This is a genomic window from Mesorhizobium sp. B3-1-7 (assembly GCF_006439385.1).
GTDB lineage: Bacteria > Pseudomonadota > Alphaproteobacteria > Rhizobiales > Rhizobiaceae > Mesorhizobium.
This window is the reverse complement of sequence record NZ_VFTL01000015.1, coordinates 1-25,424: the sequence shown is the minus strand read 5'-3', so window position 1 is coordinate 25,424 and position 25,424 is coordinate 1. Positions and strand designations below refer to the sequence as shown.

The 25,424-nt window shown below is 65.4% G+C and carries 20 protein-coding genes, 1 tRNA gene and 1 pseudogene; 10 read left to right on the top strand and 12 right to left on the bottom strand.

The window, feature by feature from the left end; translation table 11 throughout:
* Window positions 1-13: 13 nt before the first annotated feature.
* Complete coding sequence (locus FJ417_RS14190) at window positions 14-1,696, top strand: iron ABC transporter permease (protein WP_140783954.1); 1,683 nt, start codon at window positions 14-16, stop codon at window positions 1,694-1,696.
* Window position 1,697: 1 nt separating this feature from the next.
* On the opposite strand, the gene FJ417_RS14185 is transcribed toward FJ417_RS14190, so the two are convergent.
* Window positions 1,698-2,741 (bottom strand): ABC transporter ATP-binding protein, encoded by a 1,044-nt coding sequence (locus tag FJ417_RS14185; protein ID WP_140783888.1) that lies wholly within the window; start codon window positions 2,739-2,741, stop codon window positions 1,698-1,700.
* A 206-nt stretch (window positions 2,742-2,947) separates the two neighbouring features.
* Between FJ417_RS14185 and FJ417_RS14180 the strand changes: the two genes are divergently transcribed.
* Complete coding sequence (locus FJ417_RS14180) at window positions 2,948-3,253, top strand: DUF982 domain-containing protein (protein WP_140708076.1); 306 nt, start codon at window positions 2,948-2,950, stop codon at window positions 3,251-3,253.
* Between the two features lie 32 nt (window positions 3,254-3,285).
* Here the strand turns inward: FJ417_RS14180 and FJ417_RS14175 are convergent, their stop codons facing one another.
* The 8 genes and pseudogenes from FJ417_RS14175 to FJ417_RS14140 all read right to left on the bottom strand — a co-directional run bounded on the left by FJ417_RS14175 (window position 3,286) and on the right by FJ417_RS14140 (window position 11,811).
* The gene (locus tag FJ417_RS14175; RefSeq protein WP_140708074.1) at window positions 3,286-3,972 is read right to left on the bottom strand and encodes an aspartyl/asparaginyl beta-hydroxylase domain-containing protein; all 687 of its coding nucleotides are present in this window, start codon (window positions 3,970-3,972) and stop codon (window positions 3,286-3,288) included.
* A gap of 118 nt (window positions 3,973-4,090) precedes the next feature.
* A complete protein-coding gene (locus FJ417_RS14170; protein WP_140783887.1) occupies window positions 4,091-5,584 on the bottom strand; it encodes an efflux transporter outer membrane subunit in 1,494 nt (497 codons plus the stop codon).
* A 13-nt stretch (window positions 5,585-5,597) separates the two neighbouring features.
* Complete coding sequence (locus tag FJ417_RS14165) at window positions 5,598-8,741, bottom strand: efflux RND transporter permease subunit (protein ID WP_140783886.1); 3,144 nt, start codon at window positions 8,739-8,741, stop codon at window positions 5,598-5,600.
* A 4-nt stretch (window positions 8,742-8,745) separates the two neighbouring features.
* On the bottom strand, window positions 8,746-10,038 hold the full coding sequence (locus FJ417_RS14160) for an efflux RND transporter periplasmic adaptor subunit (protein WP_140783885.1): 1,293 nt from the start codon (window positions 10,036-10,038) through the stop codon (window positions 8,746-8,748).
* Window positions 10,022-10,528, bottom strand: a pseudogene (locus FJ417_RS14155) (efflux RND transporter permease subunit); the annotation flags it as partial. The gene FJ417_RS14160 and the pseudogene FJ417_RS14155, both read right to left, overlap by 17 nt.
* 20 nt (window positions 10,529-10,548) lie before the next feature.
* Entirely contained in the window at window positions 10,549-10,857 is a 309-nt protein-coding gene (locus FJ417_RS14150; protein ID WP_140783884.1) for a hypothetical protein, read from the bottom strand.
* On the bottom strand, window positions 10,838-11,023 hold the full coding sequence (locus FJ417_RS14145; RefSeq protein WP_246687457.1) for a hypothetical protein: 186 nt from the start codon (window positions 11,021-11,023) through the stop codon (window positions 10,838-10,840). Before FJ417_RS14145 ends, FJ417_RS14150 begins: the two co-directional genes overlap by 20 nt.
* 125 nt (window positions 11,024-11,148) lie before the next feature.
* Window positions 11,149-11,811, bottom strand: a complete 663-nt coding sequence (locus FJ417_RS14140) for a hypothetical protein (protein WP_140783883.1) — start codon at window positions 11,809-11,811, stop codon at window positions 11,149-11,151.
* Window positions 11,812-12,039: 228 nt separating this feature from the next.
* On the opposite strand from FJ417_RS14140, the gene FJ417_RS14135 reads away from it, so the two are divergent.
* The 3 genes from FJ417_RS14135 to FJ417_RS14125 all read left to right on the top strand — a co-directional run bounded on the left by FJ417_RS14135 (window position 12,040) and on the right by FJ417_RS14125 (window position 14,455).
* Window positions 12,040-12,786 (top strand): response regulator, encoded by a 747-nt coding sequence (locus FJ417_RS14135; RefSeq protein ID WP_140783882.1) that lies wholly within the window; start codon window positions 12,040-12,042, stop codon window positions 12,784-12,786.
* Window positions 12,783-14,027, top strand: a complete 1,245-nt coding sequence (locus FJ417_RS14130) for an ATP-binding protein (RefSeq protein WP_140783881.1) — start codon at window positions 12,783-12,785, stop codon at window positions 14,025-14,027. Before FJ417_RS14135 ends, FJ417_RS14130 begins: the two co-directional genes overlap by 4 nt.
* A 134-nt stretch (window positions 14,028-14,161) precedes the next feature.
* A complete protein-coding gene (locus FJ417_RS14125; protein WP_140783880.1) occupies window positions 14,162-14,455 on the top strand; it encodes a hypothetical protein in 294 nt (97 codons plus the stop codon).
* 1,082 nt (window positions 14,456-15,537) lie between these two features.
* Here FJ417_RS14125 and FJ417_RS14120 read toward each other — a convergent pair.
* The 3 genes from FJ417_RS14120 to phaC form a co-directional block, all read right to left on the bottom strand.
* Window positions 15,538-15,612, bottom strand: a tRNA-Glu gene (locus FJ417_RS14120).
* A 141-nt stretch (window positions 15,613-15,753) separates the two neighbouring features.
* Window positions 15,754-16,911: a YcbK family protein gene (locus FJ417_RS14115; RefSeq protein ID WP_181183217.1), complete on the bottom strand. Its 1,158-nt coding sequence runs from the start codon at window positions 16,909-16,911 to the stop codon at window positions 15,754-15,756.
* Window positions 16,912-17,236: 325 nt separating this feature from the next.
* Window positions 17,237-19,072 carry a class I poly(R)-hydroxyalkanoic acid synthase gene (gene phaC / locus FJ417_RS14110; protein ID WP_140783878.1) on the bottom strand — a complete coding sequence of 612 codons (1,836 nt, stop codon included), beginning with the start codon at window positions 19,070-19,072 and terminating at the stop codon, window positions 17,237-17,239.
* A gap of 97 nt (window positions 19,073-19,169) precedes the next feature.
* On the opposite strand from phaC, the gene FJ417_RS14105 reads away from it, so the two are divergent.
* The 5 genes from FJ417_RS14105 (at window position 19,170) to recJ (ending at window position 25,261) form a co-directional block, all read left to right on the top strand.
* Window positions 19,170-19,574: a hypothetical protein gene (locus FJ417_RS14105; protein WP_181166895.1), complete on the top strand. Its 405-nt coding sequence runs from the start codon at window positions 19,170-19,172 to the stop codon at window positions 19,572-19,574.
* Between the two features lie 48 nt (window positions 19,575-19,622).
* The gene (locus tag FJ417_RS14100; RefSeq protein ID WP_140783877.1) at window positions 19,623-20,840 is read left to right on the top strand and encodes an LL-diaminopimelate aminotransferase; all 1,218 of its coding nucleotides are present in this window, start codon (window positions 19,623-19,625) and stop codon (window positions 20,838-20,840) included.
* A 58-nt stretch (window positions 20,841-20,898) separates the two neighbouring features.
* The gene (locus FJ417_RS14095; protein ID WP_140648139.1) at window positions 20,899-22,212 is read left to right on the top strand and encodes a homoserine dehydrogenase; all 1,314 of its coding nucleotides are present in this window, start codon (window positions 20,899-20,901) and stop codon (window positions 22,210-22,212) included.
* Window positions 22,213-22,353: 141 nt separating this feature from the next.
* On the top strand, window positions 22,354-23,337 hold the full coding sequence (glpX, locus tag FJ417_RS14090) for a class II fructose-bisphosphatase (RefSeq protein WP_140783876.1): 984 nt from the start codon (window positions 22,354-22,356) through the stop codon (window positions 23,335-23,337).
* A 139-nt stretch (window positions 23,338-23,476) separates the two neighbouring features.
* Entirely contained in the window at window positions 23,477-25,261 is a 1,785-nt protein-coding gene (gene recJ / locus FJ417_RS14085; protein ID WP_140783875.1) for a single-stranded-DNA-specific exonuclease RecJ, read from the top strand.
* Window positions 25,262-25,424: the final 163 nt, after the last annotated feature.

Below are 25,424 nucleotides of genomic sequence, written 5' to 3'. Positions count from 1 at the left end.
GGCCGGCGGCTTCATGGCGTCAGGCCCGATATTCGGCCAGCGTCTGTCGGCGCTGGCCGTCCTGCTGGTCATCGCCGTGCTCTGCCTGTTGCCGATGGCGCGTCTCGTGCTTGCGGCGATCGCGCCGGGCGGCGAGGCCGATTTCGCCGCCTTCACCGGGCGGCTTGCCAGTCCTGCCGCGCTCAAGGCGATGTGGCACACCCTGGACACGGCTTTTTTCGGCGCGCTGCTGGCGCTTTGCCTCGGCATTCCGTTCGCCGTCGCGGTGACGATGACCGGTCTGCCGGGACGAAAGATCCTCGGGTTTCTTCTGCTTTTGCCGCTGATGATCGCGCCGCAGGTCACCGCGCTCGCCTGGCTGCATCTCTTCGGCCCGTCGAGCACGCTGCTCGGTATGCTTGGGCTGGCGCCTGCGCCCGGCACCGGCAATCCCATGCTTGGCCGTGGCGGCATCATCCTTCTCTATGGCGTCCAGCATGCGCCGATCGTGTTCATCACCATGCGGGCAGGGCTGTCGCGCGTGCCGCGCGATCTGGTCGAGGCGGCGCGCTCCTGCGGCGCGCGGCCGCTCGGCGTATTGCGGACCATCGTACTGCCCGTCGTGCGGCCCTATGTGGTGGCCGCGGCGGCGCTTGCCTTCGTCTCGGGCGTCGGCAATTTCGGCATACCGGCGCTGCTCGGCATGCCCGTCAACTATCTGACGCTGCCAACTTTGATCTATCAGGACCTGTCGAGTTTTGGCCCGAGCGTGTTGCCGCAGATCGCGGCGCTGTCGGTGCTGGTCGGCGCCCTGGCGCTGGCCGGCATGGTCTTCCAGTCGCTGGCGCTGCGCGGCGCCGGGCATCGCATCGTTGCCGGCACGCCGGCGCAATTCGAGCTTGGAGGCTTGCGCATGCCGCTCGCCGGCGCGGGCTGGCTGGTCATCGGCCTGATCCTCATTCTGCCGGCCTGCGCGTTGCTGGCGACGTCGCTGGTGCCGTCCTTCGGCGTGCCGCTCAGTCCGCGGACGGCAACGATCGCCAACTATGTGGAAGTGCTTGTCCGGCAGGCGTCGACGGCGCGGGCCTTCCGCAATTCGCTGCTCTTTGCCGGCGGCGCGGCGCTTATCCTCGCCCTTGGCGTCATTCCGATGGCCGCGCGGCTCGAACATTTCGACAAGCGCTGGCGGCGTGTGCTCGGCGGCATCGTCGACCTGCCTTACACGATCCCCGGCGTGGTGCTGGCGATCGCCTGCATCCTTTTGTTCCTGCGGCCGCTGCCGCTGATCGGCAGCCTCTACGCGACCGCGTCGATCATCCTCGTCGCCTACGCCATGCGCTTCCTGACGCTGGCGATGAAACCGGTGACGACGGCCGTCGGGCAGATTCCGCGCGATCTCGAAGAGGCGGCGGCGGTGTCCGGCGCCGGTCCGTTCCGGCGGCTCGCAACGATCACCGCGCCGCTCGCGGCGCCCGCGGCCGTGGCGGGCGGGCTGCTGGTGTTCATGAGTGCTTTCAACGAGTTGACGGTCTCGGCGCTGCTGTGGTCGAGCGGCAAGGAAACACTCGGCGTCGTGCTGTTCAGCCTGGAAGAGGCGGGGCTCGGCACGCAGGCAGCGGCAATCGCGGTATCCACGATCGTCGTGGTGATCGCGCTGCTGCTGGCGCTTGATCGGTTTGGGCGCCGCTTGCCGGCCGGCGTGTTGCCCTGGCGCTAAATCAGGCGCTCGGCACCACCCAAGCGTCCGACACGGCGACATGCACGCGCTGTCCCGCCGCCAGTGCCTCCGCGCTGTCGACGAGCAGGTGCTGGCCGGGCTCGGCGAGCGCCAGCCGCACTTCATGCACCGGCCCGCGGTAGACGCTGTCCAGCACCGTCGCGGGCAGTCCCTCGGCCGCGATGCGCAAGGCTTCCGGGCGTAGCAGGACCTTGACCGCACCGGCCGGTTTGTCGTGGCTGCGCGCCGTGAGCCGGTGGCCGGCGATATCGATGATCGACGCCTTGTCCGAATGGCCGACGGTGTTGCCTGAGACCAGGCTGCCGCGACCGACGAAACCGGCAACAGCGGCGTCGGCGGGAGAGCGATAGATTTCCCGCGGGGGTGCCGCCTGCAGCAGTCGGCCTTTGCTCATCACAGCGACGCGGTCGGCAAGCGCCAGGGCCTCGGCCTGGTCATGCGTGACATAGACGGTGGTCGCGCCGGTGCGGCGATGGATATCGCGGAAGGCGTCTACCATGGCCGCGCGCAGATGCATGTCGAGATTGGCGAGCGGCTCGTCGAACAGGATGATGCCGGACTCGGCGACCAGGCAGCGGGCCAGCGCGACGCGCTGCCGCTGACCACCCGACAACTCGTCGATGCGGCGCTTGGCGAAGCCGCCGAGGCCGACGATATCGAGGACCGAAGCGACGCGGGCAGGGATGCCGGCGGAGGGGACATGCCTGGCCTTCAGCGGATAGGCGACGTTTTCCGCGACATCCATATGCGGCCATAGCGCGTAGGATTGGAAAACGACGCCGACATTGCGCGCCTCCGGCGGCAGCTGCCGCTTCGGGTCGGCGACAAGCGCATCACCAAGGAAAACGCGGCCTTCGCTCGGCGCCTCGAAGCCGGCGATCAACCGCAGCATCGTCGTCTTGCCGCAGCCGGAAGGGCCGAGCAGCGCCGTGAAAGATCCCTGCGGAAAGGCCAGCGAAACGCCGTCCAGCGCGGTGGTGCCGCCATAGCGCTTGACCAGAGACTCGACCCGGATTTCGCTCATATTTTCGCCCGCGGCAGCTGTGATGGCCGGCAATACGGTGGAAATCCGGCATTGGCAATGCAGCCGGTATCGATCCGGACTGACGTCGATCCGCCGCACCGACTCTTCACCGCACTGAGGTCACATTTGCGAGTCAGAAGGCCGCAAAAGCAACTTTTCACATCGAGCGGCGTTGCTCAGGGCTGCGCCAGTTCGGGAGACAGGGAATGGACAGATTGCAATTCGAGGTGCCGGTGCGCATCACGCCCGCGCCCGGCCTGCCGGTCGAGGAAATCTACAGCGTCGAGCAGGCGCTCGATTTCCTGCAGGATTGGCCGAAGCGCCGGCAGGGCAAGGTCTACGAAGCCGCGTTCAACGCCTGTTTCGGCGCGACGGTCGACGTGGCCAGCGCCGAGGAAGCCTGCCGCGCGTTCGCTGCCTTCTGCCGCGTCAGCGGATTGCTGGCGAGGGACGCGATGTTCCCCGGCAAGCGTGGCAGCGCGACAGGGACGTATCGCGAGGCGCGCGCTTAAAGCGCGGCGTGCTTTGAGCCTTTGCAACTGGTTCAGCCGCCGAACGACACGCCACGATAGCGCATCCCCACCTGCACGCCGCGCACGATCACGCGCGACAGGATTTCCATGTCCAGCGGCATCTGCGGGCGCCACACGTCGAGGAGGAGAGCGACGCGGGGCTGATCGGAGTTGTTCATAACCTCGTGCTCGAACGTGTCGTCCCATAGCATGCACTCGCCGTCGGCGATGCGCCGTTCCTCGTGATCGATCATCATGATCGTTGCCGGACGGCCGTCCGGCTGTTTCGGGATGACCAGGCCAAGATGGAACCGCATGATGCCGCGAAAAGGTCCGCGGTGCGCCGGGATGTGTTTGCGCGGGGCCAGGAATGAGACAGCCGCCGATTTGACCTCTGGGCACTCCGCAAGCAGCCGGCTCAGGACCGGCATGCGCGCGAGGTTTTCCGGGACCGTCATGTCATAGGCCTTGAGCACGAACATGCGCCAGTCGAGACCGTCATTGGCCGAGATATCGGCCTGCTCCGGCATGATGTCGTGGAAGCGCGGCGCGTTGTTCAGCTTCGCCGCCAGCGCCTCGTCGCGGATATCCCGCCAGGCGGCGGTGAACTTCGCGGCATTGGGAAAATGCGTGCCGGCATCAAGAATGGCCGGTGCATCTATGCGCTTCTCATAGATACGGCGGACCAGATTGGTTCCCAGATCGTAGGCGCCTGACATCTCATTACCTCAACGACGCTGTTATGTAGTGGGTATATAGTGGGATATTGCTTGCGGGCATGGCTCACGGGAATTTGTTCGGGCCGTTTCGTGACGGATAGGCAGCGCGGCTCACCGGTCATTGCGTCTTCGATGCCAGCCGCGGACCGGTGCGGACATCGATGATTTCGGGCCTGGCGGTGTCGATCGCGCCGTTCCAGCCGCCGCCGAGCGCCTTGTTGAGGGCTATATAATCGGTGGCGATCGAGACGCGGCTTTGCAGGACGGAGTCGTCGGCGGAATAGGCCGACCGCTGGGCATCGAGCACATCGAGAAGGCTGGTCTCTCCAGCCTTGTAGAGCGTTCCTTCAAGCCGCGCGGCATCGCCATAGGACTTCGCGGAGGAGGCGAGCTTGCCGTTTCTGATGCGCTCCTGCGACAGCGAAACCGTGGCGTTTTCCACGTCTTCCAGAGCCGTCAGCACGGCGGACTTGTAGGCGACGAAATGCTGGTCGCGTTGGGCTTTGGCGACGTCCACGGCCGCCTGCAGCTGGCCGGCGTTGAACAATGGCACGCTGAGCGTGGGGCCAAAGGACCAGCCGATGGTGGAGTTCTTGCCGAGATCGCCGAGCTTGAGGGCCGTGGTGCTGATGTCGCCGGTCAGGCTGACGCTCGGATAACGTGCCGCCTCGGCCTGGCCGATCTTGGCGGTGGACTGCGCATATTGCCGTTCGGCCAAGCGCACGTCCGGACGGGTGAGCAGGATGTCGGCCGGGATGCCGGTCGGGATCGGCAGGCGCGGCGCCGGGATCGGTCCGGCGCGCTTCAAGCGCTCGGTGAGCGCCGCCGGCGGCCGCCCGGTCAGCACGGAAAGGCGATGCACGGCCTCGGCATAGCTCGCTTCCAGGCTCGGAACGCCGGCTTCCGTGCCGCTGGCCTGTCCATCCGCCTTGGCGACGTCCGCCGCGGTCGCCGAGCCGGCCAGAGCCATCGTGCGGGTGAGCTGGGCGGTTTGCCGCTGCGACGCCGCAGAGCGCCGGGCAAGCGCTATGCGGGTCTGATAGCCGCGTGCCTGGACGTAGTTCGAGGTCACGTCGCCAACCAGCGTGAGAAGGGTTGAACGCAGTTCTTCTTCGGAGGCGTCCAGTCCGTAGCTCGCCGCCTCGACGCCCCTGCGGTTGGCGCCGAAGAGGTCGAGTTCCCAGCTGGAATCGAAGCCTGCCTGGTACTGGCTGTAGGTCTCGCTGGCCGTCGTTCCCGCGGTGGCTGCAGAGACCCGGTTGCGGGTGGCCGAGGCCGAACCGTCGGCGGATGGAAGCAATGTGCCTACCGACTGGCGGTAGCTCGCCCGCGCCTCGCGGATCTTGGCCTTGGCGGTGGCGACATCGAGATTGCCGGCAACCGCTTCGTCGACAAGCACGTTCAGCTCGGGGTCGCGCAGGCGCTGCCACCATTTCGACAATTGCGCCGGCTTGGCCGGGTTCGCTGCTTTTTGCCCGCTCCAGCTCGCCGGCATTGCCAGCAGAGGCTTCTGGTAATCCGGACCGACGACGCATCCCGAGAGCAGGGCAGTGGCAAACGCGGGCAAAAAAAGCCCCTTCGCGGTCGCGAGACCGCGTTCAAAATCAAACATTTGAGAGAAACCTTTATTCCGGAGTGGCTGTGGCTTGTGTCCCGCCCATATCCTGCTTGGCCGCCTTGCCCCTGAAGATGCGGCGCACCGTGACGAACAACAGCGGCACGAGGAAGACGCCGATCGCGGTCGCCGCGATCATGCCGCCCATGACGCCGATGCCGACCGAGTTCTGCGCGCCGGAGCCGGCGCCGCTGGCGATCGCAAGCGGCGTGACGCCGAGGATGAAGGCCAGCGACGTCATCAGGATCGGCCGCAGGCGTTGTCGCGCCGCCTCGAGCGTCGCCTCGACCAATCCCATTCCGGCCGACTGCCGCTCAATGGCGAACTCGACGATGAGGATGGCGTTCTTGGCGGCAAGACCGATCGTGGTCAGCAGCCCGACCTTGAAATAGACGTCGTTGGTCTGCCCGAACAGGCTTGCCGCCGCCAGCGCGCCGAAGATACCGATCGGCACCGACAGCATGACGGCGAACGGGATCGACCAGCTCTCGTAAAGCGCGGCAAGGCAGAGGAAGACGACCAGCGCCGAAATCGCGTAGAGCGACATCGCCTGGTTGCCGGAAAGCCTCTCCTGGTGCGATAGCCCGGTCCATTCATGCGAATATCCGGCCGGCAGTTGCGCGACCAGCCTGTCGATCTCGTCCATCGCCGCGCCGGAGCTTTGGCCCGCCGCCGCCGCGCCCTGGATCTCCACCGCCGCCGAGCCGTTGTAGCGTTCGAGCCGGGGCGATCCGTAGGTCCAGTGGCTGGAAGCGAAGGCCGAGAACGGCACCATGGCGCCGCCGGAGTTGCGGACCTGCCATTTGTCGAGGTCTTCCGGCTGCATGCGGAAGTCCGGGTCCGATTGCAGATAGACCGGCTTCACCCGGCCGCGATCGATGAAGTCGTTGACGTAGTCGCTGCCCCAGGCAGTCGACAGCGTGTTGTTGATGTCGGCAAGGCTGATGCCCAGCGCGCTCGCTTTTTCCTGGTCGATATCGACCGAGAATTGCGGCTGATCCTCCTGGCCGTTGGGGCGGGTGTTGGCGAGCAGCGTGCTCTTCGCGGCCAGGCCCAGCAGCTGGTTGCGTGTCTGGATCAGCGCTTCATGGCCGGCGCCATTGACGTCCTGCAGGTAGAAATCGAAGCCGTTGGTGTTGCCGAAACCCTGGATGGCGGGCGGGGCGAGCGCGAAAACCTGCGCGTCCCTGATCTTGGAGAAAGCGCCCATGGCGCGGCCGGCGACCGCCGATGCGGCGAGAGCCGGCGTCTTGCGCTGGTCGAAGTCCTTCAGCCGCACGAAGGCGATGCCGACATTCTGTCCGGCGCCGCCGAAGCCGAAGCCGGAAGCGGTGAACACGCCTTCGACCGCGTCCTTCTCCTCGTTCAGATAATGGTCGGTCACCTCGGCCAACACGCGTTCGGTGCGGTCCTGCGTCGCGCCGACCGGCAGCGATGCGCTGGTGATCAGGATGCCCTGATCCTCATCCGGCAGGAACGAGCTCGGCAGCCGGGCGAACATCCAGCCCATGGCGATGACGATGGCCAGGAACACGGCAAGGAAGCGCCGCGACCGGTTGATGATGCCGTGCGAGCCGTCGCGATAGGCGATCGTGCCGCGATCGAAGACGCGGTTGAACCAGCCGAACGGACCTTTCTGCGTCGCGTGGTTCTTGGCCGGCCGCAGGATCGTGGCGCATAGCGCCGGCGTCAGCACCAGCGCGACGAGCACCGAGAGCACCATCGCAGAGACGATGGTGACGGAGAATTGCCGGTAGATGATGCCGGTGGAACCGCCGAAGAAGGCCATCGGCACGAACACGGCCGACAGCACGGTGGCGATGCCGATCAGCGCGCCGGTGATCTCGTGCATCGATTTGCGCGTCGCCTCTTTCGGCGGCAGGCCTTCCTCCTGCATCACGCGCTCGACATTCTCGACCACGACGATGGCGTCGTCGACGAGCAGGCCGATGGCCAGAACCATGGCGAACATGGTGAGCGTGTTGATCGAATAGCCGAAGAAGGAGAGCACGCCGAATGTGCCGAGCAGCACCACCGGCACCGCGATCGTCGGGATGATGGTGGCGCGCAGGTTCTGCAGGAAAAGCAGCATCACCAGGAAAACCAGCACGATCGCTTCGGCGAGCGTCTTCACCACTTCCTCGATCGACAAGCGCACGAAGGGCGAGGTGTCGTACGGGTAGACGACCTCGACGCCTTGCGGGAAGGTCGAGCTCAGGCGATTGATCGTCGCGCGTACCGCCTCCGCGGTGCTGATGGCGTTGGCGCCGGTCGCCAGGTTGATGGCGACGCCGGCGGCAGGCTTGCCGTTGTAATGGGCCTGCGTGGTGTAGCTTTCGGCGCCGATCTCGACCTTGGCGACGTCGTTCAGCCGAACCAGCGAGCCGTCGGTATTGCTCTTGAGGATGATGTTGCGGAACTGTTCGGCGGTTTGCAGCCGGCTCTTGGCCGTCACCGTGGCGTTGAGCTGCTGGCCCCTGCGCGCCGGCAAGCCGCCGAGCTGGCCCGCCGAAACCTGCGTGTTCTGCGCCTCGATGGCGGTGGCGACATCGCTCGGCATCAGCGCATATTGCGCCAATTTGTCGGGGTCGAGCCAGATGCGCATGGCATAGCCGGAGCCGAAGAGCTGCGTCGAGCCGACGCCTTCGACGCGCTTCAGGGTGTCGTTGACGGTGCTGTCGACATAATCGGCAAGGTCGGTCGAGTTCATCTTGCCGTCGCTGGAGACGAAGCCGATGACCATCAGGAAGCCGGTCGAGGATTTGGAGACGGTGATGCCGTTGCTCTGGACGACCTGGGGCAGCTGCGACTGCACCAGCTGCAGCTTGTTCTGCGTCTGAACCTGGGCCGTATCCGCGTTGGCGGCGCTGGTGAAGGTCAGCGTGATCGAGGCCTGACCGGTCGAGGTCGACGTCGCCGTCATGTAATCGAGATTATCGATGCCGGTCATGCCCTGCTCGATGACCTTGGTCACCGAGTTCTCGACGGTCTGGGCATCGGCGCCGGGATAGGTGGCGCTGATGTTGACGGTGGTCGGCGCGATCTGCGGATATTGCGAGATCGGCAGCGATTGCAGCGCCAGCAGGCCGCCCAGCATGATCACGATGGCGATCACCCAGGCGAAGATCGGCCGGTTGATGAAGAAACCCGACATCGCTTTAGTTCCCGGTTGCGCCGGAGGCCGGCTGCTTCGCGGCACCGGCGGCATTGCCGCCCGCCGGTGCGGCTGAGGCGGAGTTCTGCTCGCGGTCCTTGATCTCGCCGGTCGTTTCGTCGATGGTCACTTCGACCGCCGTCGCGTCGCCGCCGGCGCGCACCAGCTGCAGGCCCTCGACGATGACGCGGTCGCCGTCGCCGACGCCGGAATCCACCAACCAGTTGTTGCCGACGCTGTTGCGCACGCTCAGCGTACGCTGCTCGACCTTGCCCTGGGCATTGACCACCATGGCCGTCGCCTGGCCCTTGGGATCACGGGTGACGCCGCGCTGCGGCACCAGGAAGCTGTTTTGGGCTACGCCTTCCTCGACGATGGCGCGCACATACATGCCGGGTAAGAGCAGGCGGTCGGGATTGGGAAACTGGGCTCTGAGCGCGAAGGTGCCGGTGGACTGGTCGACATTGGCGCCGGCGAATTCCATCTTGCCGTCCTGGGCGTAGATGGTGCCGTTGTCGAGCTTCAGCTTGACGCTGACATTGGCCCCGCTGAACTTCAGCCGGCCTTCGTTGATCGCCTGGCGCAGATTGAGCAGGTTGGTGCTCGATTGCGTGACGTCGACATTGATCGGGTCGAGCGAGCGAATGGTGGTCAGCACCGTCTCCTGGTTGGCCGTGACCAGCGCGCCCGGCGTCAATGACGATTTGTCGATCCGGCCGGCGATCGGCGCGGTGATCGAGGTGCGGTTGAGGCTGATCTTCGCGGTCTCGACGCTGGCCTTGGCCGACGCGACATCGGCCTGGGCCTGCGCCAGGGTCGCGGCGGCATCGTCGTAATCCTGCTTCGAGACCACGTTCTGCTTCAGCAGCCCGGAATAACGATCGAATTTGGCCTGCGCGGTGGGCACCGCGGCTTCCGCCTTCTGCTGGGTGGCGACGGCGCTGTCATAGGCCGCCTGATAGCTCGCCGGGTCAATAAGGTAGAGCGGCTGTCCCGCCACCACCTCGGCGCCTTCCTGGAACAGGCGCTGCTGGATGATGCCGTCGACCTGCGGGCGCACCTCGGCAATGAGAGAGGCAGCCGTGCGGCCCGGCAATTCGGCGGTGATCGCAACCGATTGCGGATGCAGCGTGACGACGCCGACCTCGGGCCTGCCGACGCCACCCATGCCGGCCGGCACCTGGCTCTTTTCCTGCGAGCAGGCCGCCAGGAGAAGCGCGGCGCACAGAATTCCCGCCCAGGGAGACAGGCGGCGAGGCCTCGCCAGCAACAGAGAGCGATCAGGCTTGATATGCATTGGCTGGATCTTTCGCTGGAGTTGCGGTTCCCGCTTGGCCGGTCGCGCCGGGCGCTTCGACCAACAGCTTGCCGAGATGGCGGGCGAGGAAGCCCTGGATGTCGTCCATGAAAGTGTAGACCACCGGCACGTAGACGAGGCTGAGCACGGTCGAGGAGATGAGACCGCCGATCACGGCGATCGCCATCGGCGCCCGGGTCTCGGCGTCGGCGCCGATGCCAAGCGCGACCGGCAACATGCCGGCGCCCATGGCGATCGATGTCATGACGATTGGCCGGGCTCGCTTGCGGGCGGCGTCGAGCAGTGCCTCGAAGCGGCTCATGCCATGCTCCTTCTCGGCGACCAGGGCATATTCGACGAGCAGGATCGAGTTCTTGGCCGCGATGCCCATCAGCATCAGTATGCCGATCAACGGCGAGATGCCAAGTGCCTTGCCCGTGACGAGCAGGAAGCCAAGCGCGCCGCCGACCGACAGCGGCAGCGCCACCATCGACCAGGAGGAGATGGCATTCATCGCGTCTGCTCCGCCGCGCTTGCGGCATCGGCAGCCGTCGCTTGGCCGGCGGCGACACGCACGAGATTGCCGTCATTGAGGAAGCCGGTGCCGGCGACGGTGCCGGTGGCGCTGATCGACGATGTGACCGCCTCGGGATGGACCCGCTCCGCCGAAACGGTGAGCGTGGCAGCCTGAGCAGGCGCGGCTTTCCCGACGTCCGGCTCCGGCGCGCCGCGGCCATAGGCCTTCAGCATCGCGGCGACAGCGGCCGCGACCAGTATGGCGACGAGGAGAAGATGGCTTTTACGCAATTTTCTGGTCATGATTTTCGGTGTTCGAAGGCGAGATCGGAAGCGACAGGCGGTAGGCGGCGAAGCTCAGCCGGATCGCCCCCTGCAATGCCTGCTTCGACAGGATCCGCTGCCTGGCGCTGGCGCCAGGGCGGGTCGTCAAGGGCGAGCCCAGGGAGGCAAGCAGCCGCAGCATCATCAGGGCTTCCCACATCATAATGCGCTCCATGCGAGTTGGCGGTCGCGCGGACGCGTCCGCCAACTCGCAGAAAGTACCGGCCGGCCCTTGAACGGGTGGGTCAGTGGGCCGGCCGGCGCAGCCGGTCAGAGTTGCTCGCCATTCCGGGGTAGGGGTGGAGGGAGCTGTCCGCCTTGATCGGGCAGACCTCCGGGGCCGGCTGCATCCGGCGGATCACCCCACGGGCCGGGGGGCGGGCCATGCGGCCGATCCGCCGAAGCGAGGATTTCGAGCTGTTCGGGTGTTAGCTTGGAGCGGAGCGCAGCGATCGCGTCCTTCAGCTTGGCCGCCGAGGCGGCGCGCGTCGTGACATCGTCGGCCAGCTTTTCCTGGAACGCGAAGGGATCGCGGGCAGCACCTGGCGCAGGTCTGTCGGGACCCGGACCGCCGGTGCCGCCCAGGCCGAAGTCCGGTCGTGCCGGCGGCGCCAGCACCGCCTGCAGCGCGCTGGTGTAATCGCGCCAGGCGTCAAGCTGTTCGGAGCGGATGCCGATGCGGGTCTCCAGCAACGAAAGGTGCGCCGCGAGCATTTCGGGCGGCGGTCCCATGCGACGAGGGCCGAAATCCTCCGGTCCATGCCGCATCGCCCAGCGCTGTCCGTGCCAGCGCATCGGATCTGGGCCCGCATCGTCCTGCCGATCGAAGGCCGGCGGCTGGTCGCCCGGTGCGCCGGGCTCGGGCTGGGCGGCCAGCACCGGGTGGATCGCCGCGACCGAGAACAGGCCGAGCGCCAAAAGTCTGCTTCGCATGACGTTATCCTTTCCTGCATGCTTCGGATGCATGGAGGATAGGAAGCGACTTTTGCCGCTTCGCGTCGGCGTGTTGCCGAAGGTTTCCGCAAAAAGGAGATTTGTTTCCGAACGTTTCCGGCGCCTTGCGGGAAACGTTCGGTTGCAATTTTTCGTGCCGTTGGCGCGCGGCACTTCCTATAATCAGGGACAAGCAGTGATAAACGGGCAAGGTGAAACGGGCCGGGTATGCAGGCACAACCCCACATCCTCGTCGTCGACGACGACCGCGAGATCCGCACGCTGCTCGGGCGCTATCTGGACGGCCAGGGCTTTCGCGTCTCGGTGGCGGCGGACAGGCGCGAGTGCGAGCAGAAGCTGGGCGCCGGCCAGTTCGATCTTGTCGTGCTCGACGTCATGCTGCCCGATGGCTCGGGTCTCGACATCTGCAGGAGCCTGCGTGACCGCAAGCCGCACATCCCGGTCATCCTGCTGACGGCGCTGAAAGAGGATGTCGACCGCATCATCGGGCTGGAGTTTGGCGCCGACGACTATCTCGGCAAGCCGTTCAACCCGCGCGAGCTGTCGGCCCGCATCCGCGCCGTGCTCAGGCGCTCGGCGCCCGAGGAGGCCACTCCGCCCAAGGTGCGCGTCTACCAGTTCGCCGGCTACCGGCTGGAGCCGGACACGCGCAAGGTAATGGATGCCGATGGCGCCTTGATCGATCTTACCGGCGCCGAGTTCGACCTGCTGCAGGTTTTCCTCGACCGTCCCGGCCGGCTTTTGTCGCGCGACCAGCTGCTCGACCTGACGCAGGGCCGCGAGCGCGATCCGCTAGAGCGCTCCGTCGACGTGCTGGTGAGCCGGCTGCGCAAGAAATTTGCCGAAGCGGGCGAGGCGGCGCTGTTCAAGACGGTGCGCAATGGCGGCTATCAGCTGACCGCGCGCGTCGAGACGATGGAGTACCGCGCCCCGACGACGGAGGCGGGCACATGACCTCGCTGCGCCGACGGTTGATCATCCTTCTCGTCGTTTCGATCCTCGGTGTCGTGGGCCTCGCGACATTCGTTGCCGTCAAGGTGCTCGGCGGTCCGTCGCCCGAACTGATCATGGGGCCGCTGGCCCACCAGATCCAGTATATGGTGCAACTGGCTCCCGGCCACGCGCAGACCGCGCGCGACGCGCCGATCACCGTCAGCGGCAGTCCGGCCGCCGGTATCGAGGACCGCAAGCACACGCGCGTGCTGAACGATATCCTGCAGCATGACGGCGTCGATGTTTCGGCTGTCGTCACCCGTAACGTCGGCAGGCCGGGCATGGTCGCCTCGGTCGCTCTGCCTGGCAATCGCTGGATGATCGTCGACGTTCCCGATTTCGGTCCGCCGCGCGATGTCTGGTACGGGCTGGCGGGCTGGATGGCGCTGATCGTGCTCGGCGCAACGCCGGTGTCGATCTACTTTACCGGTGTGCTGGTGCGGCCGTTGGAGATGCTGGAAGCCGCCGTCAGCAAGATCGGATCGGACGGAGTGCTGGCGGCTGTGCCGGAGAAAGGACCCGCCGAAGTCAGGGCGACGGCGCGTGCGCTCAACGAGCTGTCGGAGAGGCTCAAGACCGCGATGGAAAGCCGCATGCGCCTTGTCGCGGCCGCGGGTCATGACCTGCGCACGCCGATGACCAGGATGCGGCTCAGGGCCGAGTTCCTCGACGAAGACCGCGAAAAATGGCTGAGCGATCTCGACGAGCTCGATCGCATCGCCGACAGCGCCATCCGCCTGGTGCGCGAGGAGGTGAACCAGGACACGGTCGAGCCGGTGGAACTGGACAGGCTGGTCCGCGATATCGAGGTCGAGATGGTCTCGCTTGGCCACGCGGTGACGATCGACCACCTTGATCACGTATCGGTCAAAGCCGGCGCGCTTGGCTTGCGCCGCGCGCTGCGCAACCTGATCGTCAACGCCGCCACGCACGGCAAGAGCTGCTCCGTCGCGCTTGCGGGGCGGGGCGGCCAAGCGGTTCTCATCATCGCCGACCGCGGCCCCGGCATTCCGCCGGACCTGTTGAACAAGGCCTTCGAGCCGTTCTTCCGGGTCGATCCGGCGCGCACGCAATTCATTCCGGGCGCTGGGCTGGGGCTCGCGATCGCGAAGGAGATCATCGAGCGCTACGGCGGCACGATCACGCTGGAGAACAGGCAGGGGGGAGGGTTGCTGCAGACGGTGGTTTTCGCGGCGGTCTAGCGTTTCGGCAGCCCCGTTCGTCCCTGCGCTGTCCGACGCGATGCTTTGCTCGCCGCATCGTGATAGCGCGACCGTTGCGGAACGGCGTCGCCGGATGCGAATTTGGCGATACGATGTTTTGCGAGGATGCCACCATGCCCATACGCAAGATTGCGTTTTGCGCGGCAGCGATGATCGTTGCGGCTACGCATTTCGCCGACGCCCGGCCCGACACGCGCAAGATGACCTGCGCGCAGACCCAGGCGCTGATCCAGAGCCAGCATGCGGCGGTGCTGAGCACCGGAGCGAACACCTATGATCGCTATGTCCGCCAGTTCGGCAACGAGTGCGATGCTCCCTACGTGCCGATGGTCGACTATGTCCCGGCGAGCGACGGTCGGTGCATGGTTTATCGGTGCGAAGAGCCGGCGCCCATGGTTCCGGATTGATCGGCAGCCAGCGCCGCTTTCCCGGCTTGCACGTAATCCCAGACGCCGGCTGATGCCATTTACTTGACCTTTTGGATCTCCGGGGCAGGCGTCTGGTCAGTCGCCGGAGCCGGCGTGCAATCCGGGCCCTTGCAGTCGAGGACCGGATCCTCGGCCGGAGGCAGGCAATTTTGCCCCTCGCAATGAATTGCCGGCGATGGTTCCGTCGCTGGCTGGCTATTCGGCTGGACAGGTTGATCGTCGGCGCGAACAGGCGAAGCGCCTGCCAGGCCAATCATCGCCGCGCACGGCAGCGCTATCCGAAGCAAGTTCATTCTTGCCTCCACGGTTGGGAGCGAGGAGAAGCTACACCTTCGGTTGGGAGCCTACACCCTGTCAGCCGTGAATGGCGTTAACGGCGGGTTTCTGCCCCCGAGAGCCCATTGTCGCGCCGACCGCCGCAATGAACCAGACCTGGCCGCGCTCCATGACGGCTCCTCGGTTGCTAATCCGAAGCGAACAAGACGTCTAAGGCCTGTTCCGTCGAGAGGGTGTACAATGGGCATCTCTCGGCCATCTGTACGTGCAATTTCACTCCGCAAGCGGAACGAGAGTGCGGGTTAACCAGTTACGTCGATATGCCTACCAAGGTCAAAGAACCGCAGCCGAAGTCCGACCAGAAAAAGGGCCCTGTTCCCGATCAGGAAGGATCGCCAGAGCCTGAACATGTCGATAAGCCACCGCGAGACGTACGAGAGGCACCGGCACCAAATCCCGACGGCAACAAGAAGTCCTGATGAATTCCGCAAAGTGAAACGACGGCCCGGCTGCCATGTGGCTAGGCCCTTGCCAACCCAACCACGGATGTAACCCAGGAGGGTTTCTCGCTGCTTCATCAATTGCATGAAGGTCTGATCCGGGGTGAAGTTTCCAGCCGCGACGCCTCCGGTGAGGCTATCCAAAGGCTCATCGAAGCGATCGCACAGAAATGAAACTGCCGATTTGGCTGTTGAGCGGATCGGTCGGTAGCTTCTGCCTCAGATAATCCTCAAGTGTTAGGCCCCTGATCGCCGCTCGACGGTCCTCACATGTCTTTGAAAGACTGGTACGCCCAAGGGGAATCGAACCCCTGTTACCGCCGTGAAAGGGCGGTGTCCTAACCGCTAGACGATGGGCGCGCTCAGACGAAGCGGCTTATAATTGCGTTGTTGCCAACCGGCAACCCATCCGCAGCCACATGCGACAACTTTTTTCACGGCGCCGTGAACGCGTGGCTTTAGACGAAAAAAGCGCCGGACGTGCACGAACGGCGGGCAGGCTCAGCCGTCCTCGCCACCGCCGCTGCGGCGGCGGCAGCGCCAGTTCCAGTCGCGCTCGGGGCCGACGTCGACATGGACGGATTCGGTGTGGCAGTAGGTGCCGACGCCGCCGCGGCCCGGCATCGTGCGGACGTAGTTCGCCAGCTCCCACTTCGAGACGCCCGGCACCTGGATGTCGGCGGCGGCGCAGTACATGTGCAGCGAGTTCTTGGCGCCGTTGGCGCGGCGGTTGCGCGAGGGATCGCGATAGCCGGAGGTGACGATCATCTTGCGGCCGAAATGGCCTTCGATCGTCTTCAGCACCCGCACCAGCGAAGGCTTGAGGCAAGCGACATCGACGCTTTCGTTCTGCTTCAAAAGACCATTTGGCGCGAGTCTCGCCATGCCGGCGGCCGACGCCACCTGGTAGGACCCGCCGCCCTCGTCCTCATTGAGGTCGACGTCGCTCTCGTCGTCGATGCCGGACTTGCGCTTGATCTCGAACAGCGCCGTCTGGCGCACGCCGGGGAGAGCGTCGGCGCCGGTGATGTGATTGGCCGGGTCGTCGAGCGAGGCCAGTTGCACCGGCTTCTCGGCCGGGGTCGCCGAGGCCAGCGTCACGATCGGCTTGGCCGGTGGCGGCGTGGTCTTGGCCTGCGCCGCCGGCTGGTCGCCGGAGCGCGCGTTGTTGATCAGGGGGGTGGGCGCGGCCGCAGCCGGCGTGGTGCTGAACAGCGAGGCGAACAGGCTCTTCTTCGGCGCGGCGATCTGCGGCTGCGCCGGCTCGCCGGCGGTCACATAGACGCCGTTGCTCATGGCTTGCGTGGTCGCCTGCGCCTTCGACGCGACGGCGGCGGCATCGCCGGCGGCGACCTGCTGGGCGACGGCGTGCGTCTGGTCCGCCGTTTGCGCCTGCTGAACCAGCGGTTGCGGCGTGCTTCCGGCAATGGCCTGGGCGCCGGCAGGGATGGCGATGGGGAAGGTGCCGTCCGGCCGCGTCTCCGGCACATAGGCGACCTTCTCGGGCAGGGGCGTATCGCCCTCGCTCATCACGGTCGACGCCGCCTCGGCGGGCGCCGATGCCGGCAACGACGAATCGGCCGAAGCCGCGGTCTTGGCGCTGGATGACGCGCTCATTTCGGTCGCGGTCGAATTGTAGGCGGGCGAAACGACCGACATCGTCGGGTCGCCGGTCGATGTGCAGGAGGTCAGAAGCACGGAGAAAAGCGCCGCCGCAATGCTGCGGCTTTCCCCTCGTGCAAGACGCCAACCTGCTGATTTCAAAATAAATTCCCCCTCGGTATCCGGTCGGTTCGTTATCGCCGCGCCACTCCAGAACGGCGCCGCGATAACCCTCCTGTTCCCAACCGGAACGGGACGTGTGTCGAATCTGCAAGCCTCGGAATTATTCTGCGTCGAACGCCGATTTGAGGCCGCCGAACGATTGACGCCACCATTTCGCCCTGTTTGCGCGGGGCGTCAACTCACCAGACATTACAGTCTGTTACACGCGCACCTTGACATAGGTGCCCGGCGCATCCCCCAAGGTTTTCATACGCTTGCCCGGTTTTCGGGCGGGTACGCGGATGTCGTCCTGGTTCTCGATCCAGTGTTGCCAGTGCGTCCACCAGGACCCGGGATGCTCATGCGCCGCGGCGAGCCACGCGTTGAAGTCACCCACCGGCTTGCCGCCGGTCCAGTACTGATATTTCCTGGCGGCGGGCGGGTTGACGACGCCGGCGATGTGGCCGGAACCCGCCATCACATACTCGACGTCGCCGCCGAAAAACTGCGATCCCAGAAACACCGAAAGCGCCGGCGCGATGTGGTCTTCCTTCGTGGCCAGGTTGTAGACCGGAATCGTGATGTCGGCCAGCGAGACCATGCGCCCGGCAAGCTCCATCACGCCGCGCGAGAGATTGTTCTCGAGATAGCAATTGCGCAGATAAAACGAGTGGTTGGCCGCCGCCATGCGCGTGGAATCGGAATTCCAGTAAAGCAGGTCGAAGGGCAGGGGCTCCTTGCCGCGCATGTAGTTGTTGACGACGTAGGGCCAGATCAGGTCGCCCGAGCGCAGCATGTTGAAGGCGGTCGCCATCTTGGTGCCTTCCAGATAGCCCTTTTCGCTCATCGAGCGCTCGACGGCTGCGACCTGGTCCTCGTCGACGAACACCTTGAGGTCGCCGGCATGGGTAAAGTCGACCTGCGTGGTGAAGAAGGTGGCCGATTTGATGCGGTGGTCACCCTCCTGCGCCAACAGGGCAAGCGCGGCGCCAAGCAGCGTGCCGCCGACGCAGTAGCCGATGGCGTTGACCTCTTTTTCGCCGGTCGCCTTCTCCACCATGTCGAGACCGAATTGCAGGCCTTCGCGGATATAGGCCTCCCAGCCCTTGGCGCCGTGGCGTTCGTCGGGATTGATCCAGGAGATGACGAAGACGGTGTGACCCTGCTCGATCGCCCAGCGGATGAAGGATTTCTGCGGGTTGAGGTCGAGGATATAGAATTTGTTGATCCATGGCGGGCAGATCAGCAGCGGCCGTTTCAGCACGGTCTCCGTCACCGGGTCGTATTGGATGATCTCGGCGACGTCGCTGCGGCCGATGACCTTGCCGGGCGTCGTGGCGATGTTCTTGCCGATTTCAAAGGGCGTGTAATCCGCCTGGCGCAGCCTCAGGTCGCCCCGGCCGGCGGCGATGTCCTCGGCCAGCATCTTCATGCCGCGCACGAGGTTCTCGCCGTTTGAGGCGACGGTCTCGCGGAACAGCTCCGGATTGGTCAAGATGAAGTTCGACGGCGCGATCGCGTTCGACACCTGCTTGACGTAGAAGCTCGCCTTGTGGCGGGTGTGCTCGTCCAGGCCCTCGGCATGCTCGACAAGCTCGTTCGCCCAGTACGAGGTGACGAGATAGGCCTGCTTGAGGAAATCGAAGAAGGCGTTGCGGCCCCATTCCGGGTCCTGGAAGCGCTTGTCGCCGCGTTCGGGCTGAACCGCGTCCCGCGGCGCCTCGGCGTTGGGGTTGACTTTCTGGATGGCGTTCGCCCAGACGGTCATATAGCCGGCGAAGAGTCGCGTCTGCGCTTCGAGCGCGCGTTGCGGATCGCCCAGCCAGTATTCCGAGAGCTTGGAGAAGGTCTTGACCATGTCGACGACCGGTTCGGCGACATGGTCGCGCACTTCACCCTTCTCGCGCGGTTCGGCCCAGGCGGAAGCCGCCTTGCCGGCCTGCTCGATCATGCGCGCCATGTTCAGGGCGAAGCGCTCGGGATCCTTCACCAGATATTGCTCGATGGCCGAAGGTCCGCCATTTTCCGCTTTGTCCGAATCGTCAGGTTTGGACATGGTTCGCGGGGTTCCTCCCGGAGCGTTTTCTTGACATATTACCATGGGACATCTGACCGGGTCCAATTTGCTGTAACCCGGCTGCCAGGAAAACAATATGACGATTAATGTTGGCCGGACTTTTTTTCTCGACGCGGGTTCGATTTGCCGCATGGCGGCCGTGGCGGGGCTGGTCGGCGTGCTGCTGCCTGCCGGCGGCTGCACGAGCACTAGCACGAACAATGCGCCGACGGCCTTGACCGAAGGCCCGAAGGATACTGGCTCCTACCCGAACCTCAATGTCCCGCCGCCGGTCGCCGCCAAGCAACTCACCAAGGAAGAGACCGCCGCGAACCTCGCCCAGCTCAAGGCCAAGGAGCAGGCGCAGATCGCCAAGGGCAGCGGCGTCAAGGCACCGGCGAATGCGGCGGCACTCAGCACCTTGGCCAAGACGCATGGCGACGACACGCTGAAGCAGATCGAGGGCAAATGCGACCCTGCTCTCGACCCTAGTTGCAATTAGGTTTATATCGCGCGCCGAAAGCGCCCCTTTTGATCGTCTGGAACTGAAATGGAAGAATTTCACAAGGTACGCCGGCTTCCGCCCTACGTGTTCGAGCAGGTCAATCGGCTGAAGGCCAGCGCCCGTTCGCGCGGCGCCGACATCATCGACCTTGGCATGGGCAATCCGGATCTGCCGACGCCGAAAGCCATCGTCGACAAATTGTGCGAAGTGGTGCGCGACCCGCGCACGCATCGCTATTCGTCGTCGCGCGGCATTCCCGGCCTGCGCCGCGCCCAGGCGAGTTATTATCAGCGCCGCTTCGGCGTGAAGCTCAACCCCGACACGCAAGTGGTGGCGACGCTCGGCTCGAAAGAGGGCTTCGCCAACATGGCACAGGCGATCACCGCGCCCGGCGACGTCATCTTGTGCCCCAATCCGACCTATCCGATCCATGCCTTCGGCTTCATCATGTCGGGCGGGGTGATCCGCTCGCTGCAGGTCGAGCCCGATGACGGCTTCATCCCGGCGGTCGAGCGCGGCATCCGCCATTCGATCCCGAAGCCGCTGGCGCTGATCCTCAACTATCCGTCGAACCCGACGGCGCTTGTCGCCTCGCTCGACTTCTACAAGGATGTGGTCGCCTTCGCGAAGAAGAACGACATCATCATCTTGTCGGATCTCGCCTATTCGGAAATCTATTTCGACGGTAATCCGCCGCCGTCGGTGCTGCAGGTGCCGGGCGCGATGGATGTCTGCGTCGAGTTCACCTCGATGTCGAAGACCTTTTCCATGCCTGGGTGGCGCATGGGTTTCGCGGTCGGCAACGAGCGGCTGATTTCGGCGCTGACGCGGGTGAAGTCCTATCTCGACTATGGCGCGTTCACACCGATCCAGGTTGCGGCGGCGCATGCGCTGAACGGCGACGGTGCCGACATCGAGGAGGTGCGCGAGGTCTACCACAAGCGGCGCGACGTGATGGTTGATTCCTTCGGCCGCGCCGGCTGGACCATTCCCGCGCCCGCGGCCTCGATGTTCGCCTGGGCGCCGATCCCGGAGCCGTTCCGCCATCTCGGCTCGCTCGAATTCTCCAAGCTGCTCATCGAGCATGCGGATGTCGCGGTGGCGCCGGGTGTCGGCTTCGGCGAGCATGGCGACGACTATGTGCGCGTGGCGCTGGTCGAGAACGAGCACCGGATCCGCCAGGCCGCTCGCAACATCAAGAAGTTCCTCGCGACCACCGCCAAGCAGCCCAACAATGTGGTGCCTTTAGCCGCTCATCGTTGAGTTGCCTGACATTTTTTGCACCTGACATTTTTTGCAAGTTTGAGGGGCGTCGCCTGACATGGCTGAAGCATTGCGCGTTGGAATTGCCGGTCTCGGCACGGTAGGCGCCTCGGTGGCGCGCGTGCTGCGCGACAAGGCCGCCGAGCTTACCCGGCAGTGCGGCCGCGACATCGTCGTGACCGCCGTTTCGGCCCGCGATCCGAAACGCGACCGCGGCATCGATCTGAGCGCCGCGAAATGGTTCGACGATCCGGTCAAGATGGCCGAGCGGGCCGATATCGACGTCTTCGTCGAACTGATCGGCGGCGACGAGGGGCCGGCGCGGCTGTCTGTGAAGGCGGGGCTCGAGGCCGGGCGCCATGTCGTGACCGCCAACAAGGCGCTGCTTGCCAAGCATGGCGTGGCGCTTGCCGAGGTCGCCGAGAAGAAGGGCGTGCTGCTCAACTACGAGGCGGCGGTGGCCGGCGGCATCCCGGTCATCAAGACGATGCGAGAGGCGATGGCGGGCAACGCGGTGACCCGTGTCTTCGGCATCCTCAACGGCACCTGCAACTACATCCTGACCCGCATGGAAGCCGAAGGCATCGCCTTCGACGCTTGCCTGAAGGACGCGCAGCGGCTCGGCTATGCCGAAGCCGATCCGACCTTCGATATCGAAGGCCATGACACGGCGCACAAGCTGTCGATCCTGACCAGCCTTGCCTTCGGCACCAGGATCGCCGCCGGCGACATCTATATGGAAGGCATCTCCAACATCACCCAGGCCGACATCCGCGCGGCGGGCGATCTCGGCTACCGCATCAAGCTGCTCGGCGTCGCGCAGCGCACCGACAGCGGCATCGAACAGCGCGTGCACCCGACCATGGTGCCGACGGCTTCGGTCATCGCGCAGGTGCATGGCGTCACCAACGCGGTGGCGATCGAGACCGACATCCTGGGCGAGCTCTTGCTCTCGGGTCCGGGCGCGGGCGGCAATGCTACCGCTTCGGCGGTCGTCGGCGACATTGCCGACATCGCCAAGAGCCGGCCGGGCTTCCAGCACGGCCCGGTCTTCGGCTGGCCGGCGAAGGAACTGAAGCCCTACAAGAAGGCGCGGATGCGCAGCCATGCCGGCGGCTATTTCATCCGGCTGACCGTGCATGACCGCACCGGCGTCTTCGCGGCCATCGCCAAACGCATGGCCGACAACGACATCTCGCTGGAATCGATCGTCCAGCAGGCGGCCGGCCCGGAAACGCAGGCGCAGAAGACCGTCATCCTCGTTACCCACGAGACGACGGAAGCGGCGGTGCGCAAGGCCGTCGAAGGCATCACCAAAGACGGTCATCTGACCGACAAGCCGCAGGTGATCCGCATCGAGCGGGCGGAATAGCCAAGTCCGATTCCATCTTCAATCGGTTGATTTTGCTGTCGTTTCAAAAATTGAGGGGGCAAATCTTGCCGTTGTCATGGAGCTTTGCCAGAAGAAGCGCGCCTCTGGCGGGAGGCTGAGTTTCACGAGGAATGCCTGTTCATGAATATAGCCCAGAACATCGCCGCCGGCCTCGACCGGATCCTTACCATGGAAGTCGTGCGCGTCACCGAGCGGGCGGCGGTCGCGGCGGCAAGGCTGCGCGGGCGCGGTGACGAGAAGGCCGCCGACCAGGTGGCGGTCGACGCCATGCGCCAGGAGCTCAACCGGCTGGCCATCAAGGGCACGGTGGTGATCGGCGAAGGCGAGCGCGACGAGGCGCCGATGCTCTATATCGGCGAGGAGGTCGGCACCGGCAAAGGTCCGGCCGTCGACATCGCGCTCGATCCGCTCGAAGGCACGACGATCTGCGCCAAGAACCTACCCAACGCGCTGGCCGTCATCGCGATTGCCGAGAAGGGCAGCCTGCTGTTCGCGCCGGACGTCTACATGGACAAGATCGCCATCGGTCCCGGCTATCCCGAAGGCCTGATCGACATCGACGCCTCGCCAGCCGAGAACCTCGCCAATCTGGCCAAGGCCAAGGGCGTGGCCGTTTCCGACGTCACCGCCTGCATCCTCGACCGGCCGCGTCACGCCAAGCTGATCGACGCCGTGCGCGCCACGGGTGCTGCGATCCGGCTGATCGGCGACGGCGATGTCGCCGGCGTCATCCACACCACCGATCCGGACGAGACCGGCATCGACATCTATCTCGGCACCGGCGGCGCGCCGGAAGGCGTGTTGGCGGCGGCCGCACTTCGCTGCACCGGCGGACAGATGCAGGGCCGGCTGATCCTCGACACGCCGCAGAAGGTGGCGCGGGCGCAGAAGATGGGCATTTCCGACCCGAAGCGGATCTACCGCGCCCAGGACATGGCGCGCGGCGACGTGCTGTTCGCGGCGACCGGCGTCACCGACGGCAATTTGCTCGACGGGGTGAAGTTCGGCCGCACCTTCATCACCACCCACACCATCGTGCTGCGCTCGTCCTCGCGCACGGTGCGCGAGATCAAGGCCAGGCACCAGGATCTGGATAAGTTCTGATCTCGCTTAGCCCGAGCGTTTTTGCCGCAATTCGGGGAAAACGTTCCACACCTTTCCCCGGGTTGCTGGCTTCCCCGCAATTGCTCTGGACGTCGCATGTTGATATCTGCGCAGCAATGATGTGCAGACGGCGCGTCGCATGACCGGCGAGAAACGGTTCTTCCTCGATGTCAGGCAGTCGGCGACCGGTGTTTCCTGGGAACACCGGCTGACCGAGCGGCAGGACATGGCCGCGCTCGCGATCGCGCAAGGCCGTGGCGTGCCCGACATCGTGGCGCGGGTGCTTGCCGGGCGCGGCGTCAGCGTGGAGCAGACCGAGCGTTTCCTCGATCCGACCATTCGCGAGCTTCTGCCGAACCCGGCATCGCTGACCGATATGGAGAAAGCGGCGGCGAGGCTGGCCGGTGCGATCGTCGCCCGCGAGAAAGTGGCGATCTTCGGCGACTATGACGTCGACGGCGCGGCATCGTCGGCGCTCATCAAGCGCTTTCTCACGCATTTTTCAGTGCCGTCGGAAATCTACATCCCGGACCGCATCTTCGAAGGCTACGGACCCAATCCGGAAGCGATGCGGGAGCTGATCTCGCGCGGCGCGAAGCTGATCGTCACCGTCGACTGCGGCACCAACAGCTCGACCTCGATCGACGCGGCCAGAGAGGCCGGCGCCGATGTCGTGGTGCTCGACCATCACCAGGTCGGCGGCCCGCTGCCGGCCGCGGACGCCGTGGTCAACCCCAATCGCGAGGACGACCTGTCGGGGCAGGGGCATCTGTGCGCCGCAGGCGTCGTCTTCCTGTGTCTTGTCCAGACGGCGAAGGTGCTGCGCGCGAGGCTGCCGGACGCCGCGCCGGTCGACCTGCTTTCAATGCTCGACCTGGTGGCGCTGGCGACGGTCTGCGACGTGGTGCCGCTCACCGGGGTCAACCGGGCCTTCGTGGTCAAGGGGCTGCAGGTGGCGCGCCAGCAGAAGAATGAGGGGCTGGCGGCGCTGGCGCGGGTTTCACGCATCGGCGAGCCGATCAACACTTTCCATCTGTCCTTCCTGATCGGCCCGCGCATCAATGCCGGCGGCCGCATCGGCGATGCCGCGCTCGGCAGCCGGCTTTTGGCGACCGACGATCCCGTCGAGGCGACAGGGATTGCCGAGACGCTGGACCGGCTGAACCAGGAACGGCAGCAGATGGAGCAGGAGATGCTGGCGCAGGCGCGCGCCGAGGCCGATGCGGAGCTTGCCGGCGGCAACGGCCCGGCGGTCATCGTCACCGCCAGCAACACCTGGCATCCGGGGATCGTCGGGCTGATTGCTTCGCGGCTCAAGGATTATGCGCGCCGGCCTGCCTTTGCCATCGCGTTCAATTCGACCGGCATCGGCACGGGCTCCGGCCGTTCGGTGACCGGCTTCGATCTCGGCCGGCTGGTCCGCGAGGCGGCCGAGGCCGGGCTGATCGTCAAGGGCGGCGGGCACGCAATGGCGGCGGGCATCACCGTCGAGCGCGCCAAGCTAGGCGAACTGCGCGCCTTCTTCGAGGAGCGCGCCGCGGCCGACGTGTTCCGGCTGCAGAACGAGGAGAGCCTGGCGATCGATGGCGCCTTGGCCGCCGAGGGCGCCACGATCGCGCTGCTCGACGCGCTGGAGAAAGCCGGGCCGTTCGGCGCCGGACACATCGCACCGGTGTTCGTGCTGCCGCGCCATCGGCTGGCCGACGCGCGCGCGATCGGCACCAACCACATCCGCGTTGACCTGCAGTCGCAAAGCGGCGGCAAAATCCAGGCCATGGCGTTCCGTGCCGTCGACACCGCGCTCGGTGAATTCCTGTTCAAAAACAGGGGCAGGACCGTGCATATCGCCGGTTCGCTCTCGGGCAATTACTGGAACGGCAACCGCACGGTGCAGTTTCGCATCAGCGATGCGGCGCTAGCTTAAAGCGCGTCGCGCTGAAGCGGATTCCACAGTACACGACTCATTGGGTTTTGATGGTCTTAGGGAAAGCGCTGAGCCATGCGGTTAGAGCGTTTTGGGGTGAGAAGTTGATCCATGCCCTGAGGGCGTCTAGTCCGATGCGGAACCATGACTTTTCGCGTCGGCC